Raw genomic sequence first — 17052 nt, 5'->3', positions numbered from 1 at the left:
TCTTTCACATTTTTTTGCGGGAAAGCCAGAGTCCCATCACGAATGAACCGAATATCATCATCCCGGCATTGAGCAGCAGATCTCTCCCGCCCGGATCGGTTATATAGTACCGGTAGGCACTCTCGGGGTTGTAATGAAAGTTGATGCCGGCGAACAGAAGAAGGAAGAGAATCGGCGAGAAGTTGGCGATGCGGATCTCCAGCAGCTTGTTGCGCTCCTGTTGATTGGCTCTGCGCGCTTTGCGCATATCGGCGATCAGATCCTTTAAATTCGCGGCAATGGGATGCCCCTCCGACAGCCCCGCACGGACAATATTCACGAAATAATCCGCCCATACATGTCCGAGCGATGCCGCAAAAATCCGCAAGCTCGCCTCGTCGTCGCCCCGAACGGAGACGTTCCGGTACAGCTGCTCGAACACGGCCTGCATCGGTCCGAGCAGCCGCTTCTCTTCGACGGTCCGTTGGAGCGCCGTCCGGATTTGCCGCCCGCCGCTCACGAGGCAGCACTGATAGAACAGCTCAACCGCAGGCAAAAAATCAATCCTGGTCTTCATCTGCCGGTGCACAAGCAGCGTCCGAAGAAGCATATAAGGCGACGAGACGAGAATGCCGCCCAGCATCAGAGCGCCCTTCGCGCTTTGGAAGAAAAGCGCACCGAAGGATGCGCCTATGAGCAGCAGCAGCGCGCTTGCCAGCGCAAACGATCCCGGACGCCAGCTCAGCTGAAGCGATTCCAGCAGCTCGGAGAGATGGCGGTAAGCGGAGTCGAACCGCTGCAGGAACCGGGCGATTCGTTCGTGAACGCCGCGGTCTCGCCGGTAATGAAGCCTGCCGATCATCTGTTGACGTTGCAGCCACAAGCTCATCGTCCCTTGCACCGCGATAAAGACCGTACAAAACAGCGCAATAGCGAAAGCAGTCAGAGCCAGCTTCAGCAGCATTCCCGATTCGCTCCTTCATACCGCGTGACAATCCCTCTACGTGCATCTTCCGCGCCTGGCGGCAACGCTATCCATTCAGGCCAAGCGGCTAAGGACCGGGCCGGTGCTGCTAGAACAAGCCTTGACCGTGCCGCCTCTGAAGGCAGTTGCGGGTATCGCCACCCTCCCTGTTCCTCATCGAATACAGCCCAATCCCGCACAAACACTTCACCGCCGGCCCAGCCCATCTCCGATAGCCTTGCCACTCGGCGGCGCCCTGCCACGAAGCGCATCTCGATGCCGATCTGCGTTACGTAATCAGCGATTCGTTTCGTAAGCCGTTCAGGGTTCATCCCGCGCCCATCCAGCATGCACATGTCCGCGATCGCTTCCGGCACGTCCTCCAGCATATTGGCATGAAGCGTCGTCATACTCCCAGTATGTCCCCTCGTGCAAGCCCGTACATAAATATTGGCGTCCTCATCCCGGATCTCAGCATGCACGATTCGCTGCGGGGATTGCCGCAGCGCCAATTTGAACGCCTGCGTGGAGCGGTGGAGCGCATCCTCTTCGTCCGCTTCGTACTCGATCACGTTTTTCGACGGAAAATCCCGCTTCAGCATCAGCTCGTGCCTGCTCTCGATCGTGACAATCCGTTCCTCGTCGGGCAGCTCTCCGATCATCGCTTTGATGAGATTGGTCTTGCCGGAATTCGTCGGTCCGATGACGACGATATTGAATCTAGCGTCTAGCACGGACATCAGCATCAGCCGCAGGCGATCGCTGAGCGTGCCATATTCCTCGGCGCTTAGCTGCTCCAATTGGAACCGCCTTACGGTATAGAACCGCAGCGTAAGCGTCGGCTGCGCAGTGAATCCGAAGCCGGTCATCGTGACTCGCGTGCCGTCTCGCAGCATCACTTCCGCCCATCTCTTGCGCGGATTTATGCGATCATTGTTATAGAGAACCAGGTTCTGCTGGATTCGCTCCACCTCGCGCAGCGACTCGAAGGCGTATATGGAAGGCGTGCTTTTGCCATCGTGCACCTCGAATATTTGCGTACCGACAACTTGGATCTCCTCCAGCCCCTCCCGCTTCTGCAGCACAAGCTCCAGCACGTTCATGCCGATGACTTCGGCAAACAGAGCTTCCGCAAGCGTGGCATACGGATGCTGGTAGCCGGGCAGGTCGTGGATGCGCTGCCGCAGCAGCCGATCCGCAATGACGGCAAGGATCCGCTCCCTGTCGTCGGTGTAGCCCAGCACCGCCCGATTCAAGCTCTCGTTGTATGCGCGCCGCTCCTCTTCCGTCTCGCCGCGAGGCAGCGCAAGATAAGCCCGCACATCCTCGGACAACCGGCCGAAATCCCGCTGCGCTTCGGATTCCGCTCCTGTATCGCCAGTCGCATCGGGCACCGCCGTCTCATCCGCGAGCAGCTTGGCGGAGAAAGCCGCCGGGGAAAAACGCGCCTCTCCTTTCATCAGGAGCTCACTCCCCCGCGGTGCGCAAGAAGCTTTCTATACCAAGGCTGCGCCGTCATCCTCGCCTGCCGCTTAAGGCCGCAATGCTCCACTAGCTTCTTCGCAGGTTCCTTCATTACCGCTCGGCCCCGCTCGTCATTGAGCAGCCACTCATCGAGCGTTCCTCTGTCGAGCTGCGAAAGCAGCTGCTCCGAAAGCGCGATCTCCCCGAGGAACGAAACCCCGAGCTCTTTGCAGATATCCTTCACATGAAAACCTCCCTTGCCCCATGGCTGTTGTATAATAACCGCTTCATAATCGCGAGCGTCAATACCAAATAACGAGGACAGCTGCTTGACCCAGCGCTGGCCATCCTCTTGAAAATGCGACAGCGCGCTAGTCGTTGCGATAATCCGCTTATTCGCTTTGCGAAGCGCGCACAACGTCGCCGCATTGTCCCAATAGGCACCTACATCGGCGATGACAACGCTGAACGTCTGTTCCGCCACAGCAAGCAGGTGCTCCATTTCTTCCATCGTGAAAAACTCTGCCTGATCACGCATCATATTGCCGAACAGCACGTGCAGGTCAGTCGCGCTGCGGCATCGGTGCATCGATCGCAGCAGCTTGTCCGGCAGCAGCGATCCGGTAAGCAGCTCCGGGCGAAGCGCATCCAGCGTAGCCGCCGGCTTATCGACACCGAGAAAGCGATGCGCCTTGGCGCTCTTGAGATTAAGGCAGAGAAACCCGACCGAACGGCCGCTCTCCTCGGCAATCCGGCATGCCGCGGCAAAGGCTGCGGAAGTCGTGCCTATATTCGGCGTCGTGCCAAGAAACGTAATGAGCGGCGCGACTGAGCCCGGTATGGCAGACGAAGCTGAAGCATGCCCGCTCATGGTGCCTCCTCCCCCGCTGCCGCGATATCCAGCGACTCGGATGAATAGGCGATGACGACTTTGCTCTTGCCGGCCTTGCATAGTGAATCCAGCTTTAGCCACTGCGCTTCCGTCAAATTCAAGTTGATGGAGTCAATCATGCCGTTGGCATCGCGCCTCGCGGCGTACATCCCTTCCTTGTTCGAATTGGCCAGTGACTTGAGATTCGAATTGTCCATATCATCGATCTCCATATTGCCTGAGGTCTTAACGGAGGCGACCGTTACCGAATCCGCGAACAATCGCGCGGATTCCGCACCTTCGCCGGACAGGTAGAGCATGACCTTGTCTCCTGCCCGGATCCCGTTCGACACGGAGAGCACATAGTCCCGCGGGATTTGAAAGGTGGACTGATCGTTGCCCGGCAGCAGCCGGAACTTATCTACTTTCCAGCTAAGGACGGGCTCATTGGCGCCAAGCGGCACGATGACCTCCATGCCGCTAAGCGCCTTCGCATCCAACGACATTTCGTGGACGAAGGAAGCTTTCGCAATCCGCTTTACTCCCAGCATATCCGCTGTCAGCCGCTCACCGGCAGCGACGAACCGGACCGGTACGACGACATCGACCGTCTCTTGAAACTTCACTTGACGCAGCTGCAGCGCATACACGCCGTATACCAGCAAACCCGACACTAGGGCAGCCGATACAATGATCCAGACATGGCGCTTTCTGTTCATGGCACCCCTTTCCTGCAGCTAGAAAGCGATAGATGCAAAAAAAAGAACGCAAGCAGGGCATGAAACCCAAGCTTGCGTTCTTCGCATAGCGATCGCTAATTAGCTGCAACATATAATGTTGAACTCATAATAACAGACAAGCAAATCACTGTCTAGCACAATTTGGCATTTTCTCAAAAATTGTCACATCTTCCCTCCGGCTTCGCTAGCCTTGGCCGCCATTGCGCTGCCGGTATTCGGAAGGCGTGCACTGATAGACGGTTCTGAATATTTTGCAGAAGTAGCTGAAATTATCGAATCCCGTTTCAAGTGCAGCTTCACCGACCGAAGTCTTCCGTTCGGCAAGCAGCGCGGCTGCGATGCGGATTCGCAGCAAGTTGATATATTCGACTGGCGTCTTGCGCATGAAAGACTTGAACACCCGGGTAAAATGCCCTTCGCTCATGCCGGCCTCGTGCGCCAACTCCTTGATGGTCAGCTTCCGGGCATAATGCGTATCGATGTACGTCAGCACCGCCTTCAGCCGCTCTTGCGTATGCGCGTCTAGCGGCGACCGCGGCTCACTGCGCGAGAATGCATCCCGCGACACATATTCTGCGAACAGCTCATAGAGGCCTGCCTTCAGCCGCAGCGGCTTTGCTGGATCATCCGAATGCTCCAGCGAGAGCAACCTTTCCAGGTGCGAATAGAGCGCGGATGCCAGCTCGGTATCCTTCACGGCATGCGGTTCCGGCAACAAACGGCCTCTCCGGATCGGCTCTAAAACCTGCAGCGTTGCGCTGTCTCCATGGCTGAGCAGCCACTCCATGTCGAAGACAAGCGCTGCGTAAGTGCAAGCCGCTCCGTTCAGCGCGTATCCGCCGTGGAGCTCGCCGCCTGGTATAAAAAGCACTTCACCGGCCCGAACTTCGTAAGTCGACAGTCCGATTTGGAAGACCGCTTCTCCGCTTTCGACAGCCAGAAACTCAGCTTCCTCGTGCCAGTGATTGTCTAGAATCGGATCGCCTGCCGCCCGTTCCATGCGATAGAGGCCGACAGGAACCCCGGGACTGCCGTGCCGTCTATTTTCACGCAAATGATGGATATCCAAATTCCCACCTCAGATATCATAATCGTATTAGTATTAAGCATTATAATGCAAGATAATATATTTATAAATCAGTATACTGTTATCACAACGTAGTAATCAACGATAACTTGCGAGAGGATGAAAGAACCGATGAAATTCAGCGATGGCTACTGGATGACCCGAGAAGGCTATCAAGCGCTCACTCCATATGAAGTGCATGACGTTCAAGTCAGGGGGAATCGCATCACCGTTTTTGCGACGCACCGCCACTTGGAGAACCGCGGCAATACACTGAACGAGCCTCTAATGACGATGGAATTTTCGTCGCCGATGAAGGATATTATCCGCGCGAAATTTTTTCACCATAAGGGCACGCGCCGGCTGGGACCGAATTCCTTCCCGCTGCTTGCAGCGGGCGATGCTCCCGTAGAAATCACGAATACGGAAGAATCGGTTACGCTGAAGAGCGGCGATGCCGCCGTGACGATTACAAAGGCTCATCCCATCTCCATAACCTATACATTCAAGGGTAAGAAACTCACTCGAAGCGGTTCCCGTCAGACCGGTTACATCAAAGCCGCTGACGGCAATCACCATTTCCGCGAGCAGCTGGATCTTGGGATCGGCGAGACGGTTTACGGACTTGGCGAGCGCTTTACGCCGTTCGTGAAGAACGGTCAAGTCGTCGATATTTGGAACCAAGACGGCGGCACGGCTTCCGAACAAGCTTACAAAAACATCCCGTTCTACGTCACCAACCGCGGCTATGGCGTGTTCGTCAATCATCCCGAGCTCGTATCATACGAGGTAGCTTCGGAGAAGGTCTCCAAGACTCAATTCAGCGTAGCCGGCGAATCGCTCGAATATTACGTAGTAGGCGGCGATACGCTGAAGGACGTGCTTGCGAACTATACGTCGCTGACGGGCAAGCCTGCGCTTCCTCCGGCTTGGTCGTTCGGTTTGTGGCTTACGACTTCGTTTACGACGAATTACGACGAAGCTACGGTGACCAGCTTTGTGGACGGAATGGCTGAGCGCGATCTGCCGCTTGCGGTATTCCACTTCGACTGCTTCTGGATGAAAGAATACGAGTGGTGCAACTTTGAGTGGGACGAGCGCGTATTCCCGGATCCGAAAGGCATGCTGGAGCGTTTAAAGGCAAAAGGCTTGCACATCTGCGTATGGATCAACAGCTATATTGCCCAGCGTTCGCCGCTCTTTGACGAAGCGATGGAGCTCGGATATCTGGTCAAACGTCCGGACGGCAGCGTATGGCAGTGGGATTTGTGGCAGTACGGCATGGGCCTTGTCGATTTCACGAATCCGGCCGCTTGCGACTGGTTCAAGAGCAAGCTTGCCGTGCTGGTCGATATGGGCGTCGACAGCTTCAAAACCGATTTCGGCGAGCGCATCCCGACGGATGTCGTCTATTTTGACGGCTCCGACCCGCAGCAAATGCATAACTACTACACGCAGCTTTATAATAAAGTCGTCTTCGAATTGCTGGAAGAAAAACGCGGCAAAGGCGAAGCTGCGCTGTTTGCCCGCTCCGCGACCGCGGGCGGCCAGCAGTTCCCGGTACACTGGGGCGGCGACTGCGAGGCGACGTACGAGTCGATGGCCGAGAGTCTCCGCGGCGGCCTGTCGCTCGGTTTGTCCGGCTTCAGCTTCTGGAGCCACGATATCGGCGGCTTCGAGCAAAGCTCCCCTCCGGATCTTTACAAGCGTTGGGTCGCTTTCGGCTTGCTTTCCAGCCATAGCCGCCTGCACGGCAGCACCTCGTACCGCGTGCCTTGGCTGTATGACGAAGAAGCCGTTGACGTTCTTCGCCACTTCACGAAGCTCAAGCTGCGCTTAATGCCTTATTTGTTCGGTCAATCCGCACAATCCGCGAAGATCGGCCTGCCGGTCATGCGGGCGATGGTGCTGGAATTCGGCGACGACCCGACCTGCGATTATGTCGACCGCCAATTTATGCTCGGCGACTCCATTCTCGTCGCTCCGATTTTCAACAGCGATGGCGAGTCCAAGTACTACTTGCCTAAAGGCACATGGACGCATTATTTGACCGGCCAGCAGGTCGAAGGCGGCGTATGGCGCAAAGATAGCTACGACTACTTTAGCCTGCCGTTATTCGTCCGCGAAAATTCGTTGATCGCCGTCGGCGCTGAAGACAGCCGTCCGGATTACGATTATGCGTCCGGCGTGACGCTGCAGCTGTTTGCCCTTCAGGACGGTGCGACCGCAACCGCAGCCGTGCCGAACATTGCCGGAGAAACGGTATTCACGGCAACGGCAACCCGAAGCGGCTCCACGATTACGGTGGAAACGCAAGGCGAAGCCAAAGGCTGGAGCGTTCTCATCCGCGGCGTAGACGCTGTGCAGTCGATTCAAGGCGGACAATCGGATGCCGCATCGGAAGGCGTACGGATTATTCCGCTTGATGGAGTATCCCGTCTCGTAATTCAACTGTAATTCATACAATAAACAAAGGGCCTCATCCTTAGAGAGGCCCTTTAATGTCTTCATAGGTCTGTAGCAAATTCTAACGACAAAAGTGACCGTTAGATTGGATTTTGTGCGAAAAAGCCATGGTTTTCGAAGCTAACGGACATCCATGACCGTTAGCTTCGGAATTTATCCATTTTGGAACGTCTAACGGACACAGATGTCCTTTAGACGCGTCCAAGTCAGGCTTTCGCTGCTTGCTCGACAGCCTAAGGGGCCTCATCACCAGGATGAGGCCCCTTTTCGTTCATGCGGTGGTTACCGATGAAAAAACTCTTTCTCAAGTATGGAATAATAATATTGGTCCGTCCATTCATTTTGCCAAAAAGGCATCCTCTCCTTCCAAGCGCCGTCCTTATTATCCGCTTATAACTTCACTTGCTGCGTCACCTTTGCATCCTTACTCACCTTGAGCGTTTTGCGGTATTCCACCAGGCCGATCCGGCAGCCCGGGCCGATCGTTACCGACGTACCTCTTACAACGTCTGCGATCGTATGCTCGAGATAGATATTATCGCCCTCAACCAGCTCGCAGGTCAGCTCCATCGGAGGCGTCCCGGAGAACCACTGCTTAAGTCCGCCCCACTTGCTCTGCCGTACATTGATCCGACCGCCGCCGATCTCCTTCGCTCTGCACGGCCCCCAAGTGCGAACCTCCACTTCGTTCGCGCTCAGCAAGCCGTGAATATGAAACCCGCCTCTGGCGTCAAACTCATCGGCCTCGCACTCGCCATGCACGTCGATCTGTCCTCTTAACTTCATCGTACGGCAGCGGATGCTGCCCTTGATGTCGAGTTGCCCCATCACGTTCAAATGAATGCCTTGCATATCGCCGCGAATGGTCGCTTCACCGATCTGACGGTACTGGCCCACCTTCACGGAGCCGGATACGTTTATGGTGCCCATGCTTTTGACAGATTCGCTTTCGAGCGATCCCAGCACTTGGCCTTCGCCTATAACATGTACGCTTTCGAACGTGCCGCCCGAAGTGGAGCCCGAGCCGGTTATTTTAACTTTTCTGCTTACTCCGGTAGCCATTGCGCTTCTCCTCCTATCCGCGGATTTTCGCGCGATTGCGGACGATGGCGTCCGGGTGCACGATAAGCTCCGACTCGTACTCTACCCGATCGATCACGCTGCCGGCACCGATCGTCACGCGGCGGCCCCGCACAAGCGCAGCCGTCGTTTCCTTCAGCTCGAGATCATCCCCTTCGATCCGATCCGCGCGCAGCTGGGCTTGCCATGAAGTCGGCAGGATCGATTGCAGAAACCGTTTAAGCGAGCCGCCGCCGCCTTGCTTCATCCGAAGCTCCCGGCACCGAATGACCTCCGCCCGAACCGGACCGTCCAAATAAATCTCGAGGCGATCCGCATGAAGCACGCCGCCGACCGTCATACCGCCCCGCACATCGCATTGCTGTGCGCTGCAGTCCCCGTACACCTTCGCAAAGCCGTTCATCCGGTAGACATCGCAGCTGACGCCGCCCCGGACTTTCATTTGTCCCTCTAGCTCCATCACAGCTGCATGTACGGAGCCTTCCACCGTCAATTTCCCCGAGGCTTTGAACCGCTCCTCCGACCGGACGCCGCCCTTCACCGTCGCCATGCCGTTCATCGAGAACGAATAGCAATCCAGATCCCCGCTCACCCGGCTAACGCCTTCCAGCTCGACACGGTGAAACTGTCCTCCCGCCGTGCTGCCCACTCCCGAAATCGCAAAATCCGGCCGATTCATCGTACTCATCCTTCATTCCTCCATAAGGTCATTCGATTAATTTCATTATGGAGCGAAACGCATGAAGCCGACAGCGGCGCGGGATGGAACCTTGCATACGTCCCCAGACTGATCTTGAGTTCCAGTAGAAATAAAAAAAAAAACAGAGCCGCCTGGCCCTGCTGTCGTGTGTGATGCTTTTGTGTTCAAAAATCGATTAAGCCGACGCTGATTTGGAGCGCCTCGTCTACCTTGCGCATCGTTTCGTCGTCGAGATGCGTAATTTTATCGGTCAGGCGCTGCTTATCAATCGTCCGGATTTGTTCCAGAAGCAGAACGGAATCGCGGTCAAATCCATGCAAAGCCGCATCGATCTCCACATGCGTCGGCAGCTTAGCCTTCTGAATCTGGGCCGTAATAGCTGCCACGATGACGGTTGGACTGAAGCGGTTGCCAATATCGTTTTGAATAACCAGAACAGGACGAACGCCCCCCTGTTCAGAACCGACAACAGGTGACAAGTCCGCAAAAAACACATCGCCGCGTTTAACGATCAAGCTTTACACCCCGCTTACGAGTCGGCCGAGCGTATCGCCGGCATCTTCCTCCGCTTGAAAAGCTTCCGACGCCATCACAAGGTTGATTTTTGCCATTTCCAGATAGCCCCGCTGCATCGAATCGCGAATCTGACGTTTCTTCCGCTCAACCAAGTACAATTTCATTGCTTGACGAATGAATTCGCTTCGGTTCGAGTTTTCTTTGGCGACGATTCCGTCGACTTCCTCCAGCAAATGATCCGGTAAACTGATCATAATCCTTTTGGTGTTTTGCATATTGGCCACCGAACTCGCACCCCCAAAACATTTCCAGCAAAAAACAGTAACAGTATGTCATTGTTTGGTCCGTATTATACACCTTCATATGTATGCAGACCGTATATCAAGTATGCTGCATAGAAGATAACATTTCAGACCGAAAAGCGGCACGCTGTATGCTCACTCTACAATATTCGAGATAAGACGATAAAATCCTCTAAAACCATAGAAAATCCTTAACAGGTAATAGATGCCTGCAGGTCAATCCGCTTACAAGAGCGGGTTGGTTACTGCAACGGTCTGCTGCCCCCGCGTATATACGCGCGGTACACGCGCCGCGAGCATGCATGTTACCTCGTAGTTGATCGTGCCCAGCTTCACGGATATCTCATCGGCGGAGATCACCTCATCGCCTTGGCGGCCGATCAGCACGACTTCTTCGCCGGTTCGCACCGGTTCATGCCCTGCCTCTACGCTGTCCATCGCGATCATGCATTGATCCATGCAGATCGTGCCGAGCACCGGCACGCGGCGTCCGCGCAGCAGCACCTCCGCTTTCCCTGTCAGCATGCGGCTGAAGCCGTCCGCATAGCCCACCGGCAGCGTTCCGATCGCTTCCGTGCCTTGCGTCACATAACGCGTGCCGTAGCTGATGCCCCAGCCTTCCGGCGCTTCCTTGACCATCACGACAGCCGTCTTGAGCGTCATGATAGGCTGCAGATCGACCCGCTGACGGTTCACTTCCGCCGAAGGATACAAGCCGTACATGCTGATGCCCAGCCGCAGCATGCCGCCGCCCATCTCGGGCGTGTCGATGCCTGCCGCGCTGTTGGCCGCGTGGATGATCGGAATGTGCAGACCGGCTTCCTTCAGCTGGCTGACCACTCCGGAGAAACGCTTATGCTGCAGCTCGGTGTAGCCTTTATCGGCTTCATCCGCACGCGCGTAATGCGTGAACAACCCTTCGACTTCTATATTCGGCTCCATCATGGCGCGCGAAATGAAGGCCAGCGCCCCATCGCCCGCCAATTTGCCTAACCGGCCCATGCCGGTATCGATTTTCACATGAACGGCGAGCTTCTTGCCTTCTACCGGAGGCAAAGCCGCAGCCGCTTTTAATATTTCGTCACTGAATAGCGCGATGGCGATATTCGCTTCACGCGCAGCTGCCAGTCCTTCCGGCGGCACATAGCCGAGAACGAGAATATTCGTCTTGATGCCGGCTTGACGCAACTGGAGCGCTTCGTCGAGAAACGCGACGCCGAGAAAATCAACGCCGCAGCGTTCGGCTTCACGCGCTATTTCGACGGCTCCGTGGCCGTACGCATTCGCTTTGACCGAAGCCATCAGCTTCATGCCTTCAGGCATGGCCTGGCGAAAGACTTGCAAATTGTGCGCTAGCGCATCCAAAGATATCTCTGCCCGAGTTGGGCGATAATAAGCATTCACATCCAACTTGCTCCACCTTCATTCCCAAAAGTAAACGCCCGCCATAAAAATGGGCAGGCGTTTATCTCATTAACCCGTAGACCTTTATGTTAAACGCTGAGGCTTCAAACTGTCAATAAAACAGGCGGTCTAACAAGCTTAATAAGTACTGGAAATTTGGATTAGCGCGTCCTTATTTGCCCATTTCGCCTTGTACCGATTGCGCGACCTTGACCATTTCATTCTCCGGCAAATTGCCGGACGTGATACGGAACTCCGTGCCGTCATACGTCCACGTCAGCGTCTTCTGATCGTCGCCGGAGATCGAGCCGTACGTAAAGCCCATGTCGATGAGATCGCCTTTCATCGCGGAAACGGCTACATCCTTCGGCTGCGTTTGGATAAGCGTGTAGTCGAAGGCGCCGGCGTAACGGATCAAGATGCCTGCATTGCCGCCGAATACGATGTCCTGCTGATCCTTCTCGGATACGCCGTCCGGCAAGTAGGATGGCTCCATAGCCGTGAACGCCTTGTCAATCGGGCCAAGCGTACCTTGCGAGCCGTCTTCGGACGTTTCCTCTTCATTGGTTGCATTGCCGTTCGTCGCGCTGTTATCCGGGTTAGACCCTGCCTCTGGATCTGCCGATTCATCTGGATTCGTCGTTGCATCCGGATCTGCCGACTCATCTGGATTCGTCGTTGCATTCGGATCCGCCGACTCATCCGAATTCGTCGTTGCATTCGGATCTTCCGTTTGATTCTCGCTGTTGGTAGCCGTGTTATCCGCCTCGTTATCCGGAGTTGCCGTCGTCGGCTTGTCGCCGGCCGGCGTGCCCATGTTCGTCTGCGTATCGAATACGCTCTTCTCCAGCTTGGAGCCGAACTCGAATGAATCGAATTGGACGGACACCATCACGGCTGCATTGGCGTCGCTGACCTCCACTTTGCTTGGCGCATAGTCGGATTTATTGAGCCAAATTTTCTGTCTCGCGAGCGATCCGTTCTGGTAGTTCGCCATGACGTCAAACACGTAGGCTTTGTCGTCTACCGCGAATTGACGCGAGTTGTCGAGCAGGATGCTCTGTACGAGCGTCTGGTACAAGTAGACTTGGCCTTGGTTGGCCGGCCAGTCGCTTTGGAAGCGGAATACTTTATTGAGGCGCGGCGTCAGTACGAACACGCCTTCATCGTTGCGCAGCACGATTTGGGTAATATCCTTCTTCGCGTTAGTCAGAGCGATCCGGTAATACTGCGGTTTCTGATACGAAACATCGACTTGATACTCCAGCGGCTGCTGGCCCGTGTACAGCGTCATCTTGCCTACCCCATGATAGCTGTCCAAGTTGCTGAGCGTTTTGTCCAATTCCTTGACAACCGATTCCGCGTCCTTAGTCCCGCAGCCTGCGAGCACCGCCGTAAGGCAAAGCAAAATAGCTGCGATTAAACTGAATCGACGACGCATGAGATCAACCCCTCATCACAATTTTTAAACGTATCCGGAGTTGTACTGCCGAAAGCCGTTTACGCTTGACTTGTACTATGTCTATGAGGGGACTTGGACGATTATGCAGACTAGCATGACAAGCATTTAATCGCATACTTGGTATGAGATTCTCGTTAAAACAAAAAGAGAGGCCCCTTAAGGCCTCCCATTGAATCGGTTTATTCAGAGTCCTCCCACCAGCCAAAGGCCACACGCGCCCGTATTGTCCCCCGCTCCTGTGAGCGTAAGAATGCAATGATCGAGCATCCTGGGGGAAGGATCAGCATGCCTTGCAAGTCGGTTGTCGTGGTCGACTTCGAATCCGCTAGCTGAACAAATGAAAATCGGCCATCCGCAGGCGATTCACTGAGCCGGTCCGCATCCCGCAGCTCTGCTTTAGGCATCGGAACGGGAGATATCGGCTGATTGACGGAGGCCACATGCCGGGAGAGGCTTCCTCTTCCGAGAGAAAGGTTTCCCAGCCAACATTCCACCGCGCATGGCTCAGGGGAATAATTCGTCACCGTAAATAAATCAAAGGCTACACGGATTCCGGAATCGCTCGGATTGAATACTCCTCCCCATGCATGTTTGCCGTCTCCGAACGTCAACAACCCCGTCTGCCCTAGAAAGTATTGCCCAAGCCTGTTTCCATAAATCGATTCGATCTTGTTCATTGCGGACCTCCAACTTCAATCGCATCCTCCCACCATCTGAATACGATTCTAGACTCGTATTTAAACGGACCTGGCGATCGCAAGAAAATCGCAACGGAGCCCCCGGGCGGTATCGTAATCCCGCTTTTGCCGGAATCGCTCATAAACGTTGAATTCGGGGGGACGATCCGATTCATCACATTCACGCCCCCTATCGGATTCTCGGTAATTTGGCTCGCGTATTGCAGGTTTACTCTAGGCTGCGGAAGCGGATTTAACGAGAGGTCGGCGGGATGGAGAAAAGAAGATGTAGTCCCTTTTCCGGTAAGTTTGGGGTTTACCCACATCTCCACATTGAAGAATTGGCTTGAGAAATTGGAAACCGTAAACGTGTCTATTACGACGGCGATTCCTGATTCTGCGGGATTGTACAGTCCGCCCCAAGCATTCTGCTTCTGACCCTCCATGATCAGCGCGTCGGTCTGTCCGATGAAATAGTGGCCTCGAGACGTGTTTACCGTTCGTGGCTGCCGCTTTTTCTTGATCAATCCAAGCATAGGATCCCTCCTACATACCAGCATTCGTCAATCAGCAAGCTTTATCTACATTTTATTGTCGAATCCCGCAAAGCATTCGCATTTAAAAAGAAGCCGCCAAAGCGCAGCGATGCGCTCTTGACGGCTTCTTACTCTACATTGATTTAATTCGAGCCGGCTTTAGCAGGCGCAGACTCCGGCAGGTGGGAGACCGCCACTTGATAGATGGTCACTTTATTGCCGACGATCGGGCTGGCCGATTCGGCTGCTTGCTGCCCGCCATGGCCGTGGCCGCCGTGACCGCCGGCACCTTGCGCCCCTTCGCGGCGCTTGTGCGCATGCTGGAACGAGTCGCTGTTCGCCCAGGCTTGGAAATCTTCTTCCTTCTCCCACGTCGTGCAAACCCGGATTTCTTCCGTTTCCTCGGACGCCTTCGCGTGCAGCACATCCATCCGGACGAAGCCCGGGAACGTATGCACGCTTTTCGGGGCTTTGAACCGCTCCAACACGGCCTCCGCGTATCCAGCGCGGACTTCAATGCGATTTTCCACTACGATCATGCCATTGCTCCCCTTCTCATCGATATTCAAGAGCGATTTCAAGTAAGTGACAACCTCTTTCGCCCGTTCCCCGCCGATCATCGCATGCTGCAGCAGCGTAATGCCGTGCGGACCGCGTGCATGAATCGATTCCGGATAGCGGGCGAGCGCCGACTTGACGATGTCGAGCTCGCCCAGCATGGCGGCAGCGAATAGATCGATCCGCGCGCCTTTGGACAGCAGCCACTCCGCAATATCACGGCGGCCGACATGCGAGGCTGCGCCGAGCGCCGTTTCCCAATCGTCCCCGCCCCAATTCATGGAAGCGTGCAGCAACGCAGGCTCCTGCGCGAGCAAAGTTTGAACCCTATGCAAGTCGGCATGCGCCGCACCAACGAACTCGCGGACCAATTCGGTGCTCAAGGCCGGTTTTGCCATCCCCATCTCCTCCTCATTATAACTGTTAGTTTAGGCCGACGCTTCATGAGGCTGTTTGCTTACGATGCCATTCGGCAGGTAGACCGGCACGCCGTCATCGTCGTACACTTTCGCTTCGATGCCGAACACTTCGCGGAAGAAGTCCACCTTGAATACGTCGCCGGGGGTGCCTTGCCTGACGATCGCTCCGTTCATCATCGCAACGATCCGGTCGCAGAATCGCGCGGCCTGGTTAAGGTCATGCAGCACCATTACAACCGTAATGCCTTGATTCCGGTTCAAGCCGCGAATCAACTCCATCAGCTCCAGCTGGTGGGCGATATCCAGATAAGTCGTCGGCTCATCCAGCAGCAGGATCCGAGGCGTTTGAGCCATGCACATCGAGAGCCAGGCACGCTGCCGCTCGCCGCCCGACAGCTCAACCAAGGAACGGTGCTGCAGCCCCGCCATGCTGGTCACGGACAACGCCCAATCCACGACATCCTCGTGCTTGCCCCTGCATTCCTCATACCACTTCAGATGAGGATTTCGTCCTCTGCGCACCAGGTCGCGGACCGAAATATCCAAGGCGCCTTCCTGCGTTTGCGTCAGCATGGTCATCGTACGGGCAATCGTTTTGTTGTCCAAGTCCGCCATGTCGAGGCCTTCCATTTCAATCTTGCCGGAATGCGGTGCGGCCAGCCGTGCAAGCATGCGAAGCACGGTCGATTTGCCAGAGCCGTTCGGCCCTACAATGCCCAGCCACTCGCCTGTAGCAACCGTAAGGTTGAAGCCGTTCACGATCGGTGCGGAACGGTCGTACCCGTATTTCAATTGATCTGCGGCTAATGCTGGATTCATCGTTTAACTCCTTTCCTTAGCAAATAGAGAAAGAAGGGCGCGCCGAGCAGCGCCAGCAGAATGCCGACCGGGAATTCGATCGGGTCAAACCAGCTGCGCGCCGCCGTATCTGCGGCGATCACCAGCACACCGCCTCCGATTGCGGAAATCGGCAGAAAAATCCGGTAGTCGTTCCCGACGAGCAAGCGGACGATATGCGGAATGACTAGACCGACAAAGCCGACCATCCCGACAATGCTGATAGCCGCCCCCGCCATAAACGTGGAAAGCAGAATGATGAGCAGCCTTCCGATTTCGACGCGGCTTCCGAGCAGCTTCGCGGCATCGTCGCCCAGCACGAGCAGATTGGCGGTCTTAATCAAGAAGACCGAAGCGATGATGCCAACGACGGTGTAGGGCAGCAGCGCGTCGAAATGCGGCCAGCTCCGTCCGTTCAAGCTGCCGGACATCCAAGGCAGCACGGACTGCACCTTCTCGCTGTTGAGAATCATCAGCGCCGTCATCGCCGCGCCGAGCAGCGAGTTAACCGCTACGCCGGCCAAAATCAGCCGGATCGGCGATGCGCCTCCCTTCCAGGAGAGGGCATAGACAACCGCCGCGGCGCCAAGCGCGCCTAGAAAAGCGGCTATCGGCAAGTAGGCGATTTGCTCGGGAAATAGAATCATAATGACGACCGCCGCAAGACCGCCTCCCGAGGATACCCCGATGATGCCGGGATCTGCTAGCGGATTACGGAAGACGCCTTGCAGGAACGAGCCCGCTATGGCAAGGCAAATGCCTGCAAGCATGCCCGTCAGCACACGCGGCAGCCTCAGGTTCCATACGATTTGCCTCGCTTCCGAGTCGGAGGCGTGAAGCAAGGAGCTCCACACCTCGCGCGCCGGAATCGGAATCGCGCCTGACATTAAGCCATAGAGACCGGCCAGCATCAGAAGTCCCAAGCCGACAACCAGCACGCCGCCTCTCTTGAACCCTTTGGAAATGCGAATTATACGCGCCTTTTGTCCGGATACAACGGTAGCCATCGGA

Annotated in this window: 17 protein-coding genes and 1 pseudogene; 1 reads left to right on the top strand and 17 read right to left on the bottom strand. The window is 55.7% G+C overall.

Annotated features, from left to right (window positions below; all coding sequences use genetic code 11):
• Positions 1–4: 4 nt before the first annotated feature.
• The 5 genes from DL346_RS26675 to DL346_RS26655 all read right to left on the bottom strand — a co-directional run bounded on the left by DL346_RS26675 (position 5) and on the right by DL346_RS26655 (position 5072).
• Positions 5–943, bottom strand: a complete 939-nt coding sequence (locus DL346_RS26675) for a type II secretion system F family protein (protein ID WP_165822696.1) — start codon at positions 941–943, stop codon at positions 5–7.
• A complete protein-coding gene (locus tag DL346_RS26670; protein ID WP_112885420.1) occupies positions 934–2403 on the bottom strand; it encodes an ATPase, T2SS/T4P/T4SS family in 1470 nt (489 codons plus the stop codon). The genes DL346_RS26675 and DL346_RS26670 overlap by 10 nt, the downstream gene beginning before the upstream one ends.
• Positions 2403–3278: a CpaE/TadZ family protein gene (locus DL346_RS26665; protein ID WP_112885419.1), complete on the bottom strand. Its 876-nt coding sequence runs from the start codon at positions 3276–3278 to the stop codon at positions 2403–2405. Before DL346_RS26665 ends, DL346_RS26670 begins: the two co-directional genes overlap by 1 nt.
• Positions 3275–3997, bottom strand: coding sequence for an SAF domain-containing protein (locus DL346_RS26660; protein ID WP_112885418.1), 723 nt, complete (start codon positions 3995–3997; stop codon positions 3275–3277). The genes DL346_RS26665 and DL346_RS26660 overlap by 4 nt, the downstream gene beginning before the upstream one ends.
• Positions 3998–4202: 205 nt before the next feature.
• Positions 4203–5072, bottom strand: coding sequence for an AraC family transcriptional regulator (locus tag DL346_RS26655; RefSeq protein WP_133257578.1), 870 nt, complete (start codon positions 5070–5072; stop codon positions 4203–4205).
• Positions 5073–5216: 144 nt separating this feature from the next.
• Between DL346_RS26655 and yicI the strand changes: the two genes are divergently transcribed.
• A complete protein-coding gene (gene yicI / locus DL346_RS26650; RefSeq protein ID WP_112885416.1) occupies positions 5217–7541 on the top strand; it encodes an alpha-xylosidase in 2325 nt (774 codons plus the stop codon).
• Between the two features lie 399 nt (positions 7542–7940).
• Here the strand turns inward: yicI and DL346_RS26640 are convergent, their stop codons facing one another.
• From DL346_RS26640 to DL346_RS26590, 12 genes and pseudogenes are all read right to left on the bottom strand, one after another.
• On the bottom strand, positions 7941–8612 hold the full coding sequence (locus tag DL346_RS26640; RefSeq protein ID WP_112885415.1) for a bactofilin: 672 nt from the start codon (positions 8610–8612) through the stop codon (positions 7941–7943).
• Positions 8613–8625: 13 nt separating this feature from the next.
• Positions 8626–9318 carry a hypothetical protein gene (locus DL346_RS26635; RefSeq protein WP_112885414.1) on the bottom strand — a complete coding sequence of 231 codons (693 nt, stop codon included), beginning with the start codon at positions 9316–9318 and terminating at the stop codon, positions 8626–8628.
• 176 nt (positions 9319–9494) lie between these two features.
• Positions 9495–9845, bottom strand: a complete 351-nt coding sequence (locus DL346_RS26630; RefSeq protein ID WP_090581240.1) for a type II toxin-antitoxin system PemK/MazF family toxin — start codon at positions 9843–9845, stop codon at positions 9495–9497.
• Positions 9846–9848: 3 nt separating this feature from the next.
• Complete coding sequence (locus DL346_RS26625) at positions 9849–10130, bottom strand: CopG family ribbon-helix-helix protein (protein WP_112885413.1); 282 nt, start codon at positions 10128–10130, stop codon at positions 9849–9851.
• A gap of 243 nt (positions 10131–10373) precedes the next feature.
• Positions 10374–11552, bottom strand: coding sequence for an alanine racemase (gene alr / locus DL346_RS26620; protein ID WP_112885475.1), 1179 nt, complete (start codon positions 11550–11552; stop codon positions 10374–10376).
• A 172-nt stretch (positions 11553–11724) separates the two neighbouring features.
• On the bottom strand, positions 11725–12993 hold the full coding sequence (locus DL346_RS26615) for a DUF4367 domain-containing protein (protein ID WP_112885412.1): 1269 nt from the start codon (positions 12991–12993) through the stop codon (positions 11725–11727).
• A gap of 200 nt (positions 12994–13193) precedes the next feature.
• Positions 13194–13691: a DUF6143 family protein gene (locus DL346_RS26610; RefSeq protein ID WP_112885411.1), complete on the bottom strand. Its 498-nt coding sequence runs from the start codon at positions 13689–13691 to the stop codon at positions 13194–13196.
• The gene (locus DL346_RS26605) at positions 13688–14227 is read right to left on the bottom strand and encodes a DUF6143 family protein (RefSeq protein WP_112885410.1); all 540 of its coding nucleotides are present in this window, start codon (positions 14225–14227) and stop codon (positions 13688–13690) included. The genes DL346_RS26610 and DL346_RS26605 overlap by 4 nt, the downstream gene beginning before the upstream one ends.
• A gap of 143 nt (positions 14228–14370) precedes the next feature.
• Entirely contained in the window at positions 14371–14766 is a 396-nt protein-coding gene (locus DL346_RS29660; RefSeq protein WP_240633452.1) for an antibiotic biosynthesis monooxygenase, read from the bottom strand.
• Between the two features lie 30 nt (positions 14767–14796).
• Positions 14797–15183 (bottom strand): annotated as a pseudogene (locus DL346_RS29655) (ankyrin repeat domain-containing protein); the annotation flags it as partial.
• A gap of 30 nt (positions 15184–15213) precedes the next feature.
• Positions 15214–16023 (bottom strand): ABC transporter ATP-binding protein, encoded by an 810-nt coding sequence (locus tag DL346_RS26595; RefSeq protein ID WP_112885409.1) that lies wholly within the window; start codon positions 16021–16023, stop codon positions 15214–15216.
• Positions 16020–17048, bottom strand: coding sequence for a FecCD family ABC transporter permease (locus DL346_RS26590; protein ID WP_112885408.1), 1029 nt, complete (start codon positions 17046–17048; stop codon positions 16020–16022). Before DL346_RS26590 ends, DL346_RS26595 begins: the two co-directional genes overlap by 4 nt.
• Between the last annotated feature and the right edge of the window lie 4 nt (positions 17049–17052).

The organism is Paenibacillus montanisoli (assembly GCF_003268025.1).
Lineage (GTDB): Bacteria > Bacillota > Bacilli > Paenibacillales > Paenibacillaceae > Paenibacillus_Z > Paenibacillus_Z montanisoli.
This window is presented reverse-complemented; position numbering and strand designations above follow the sequence as displayed.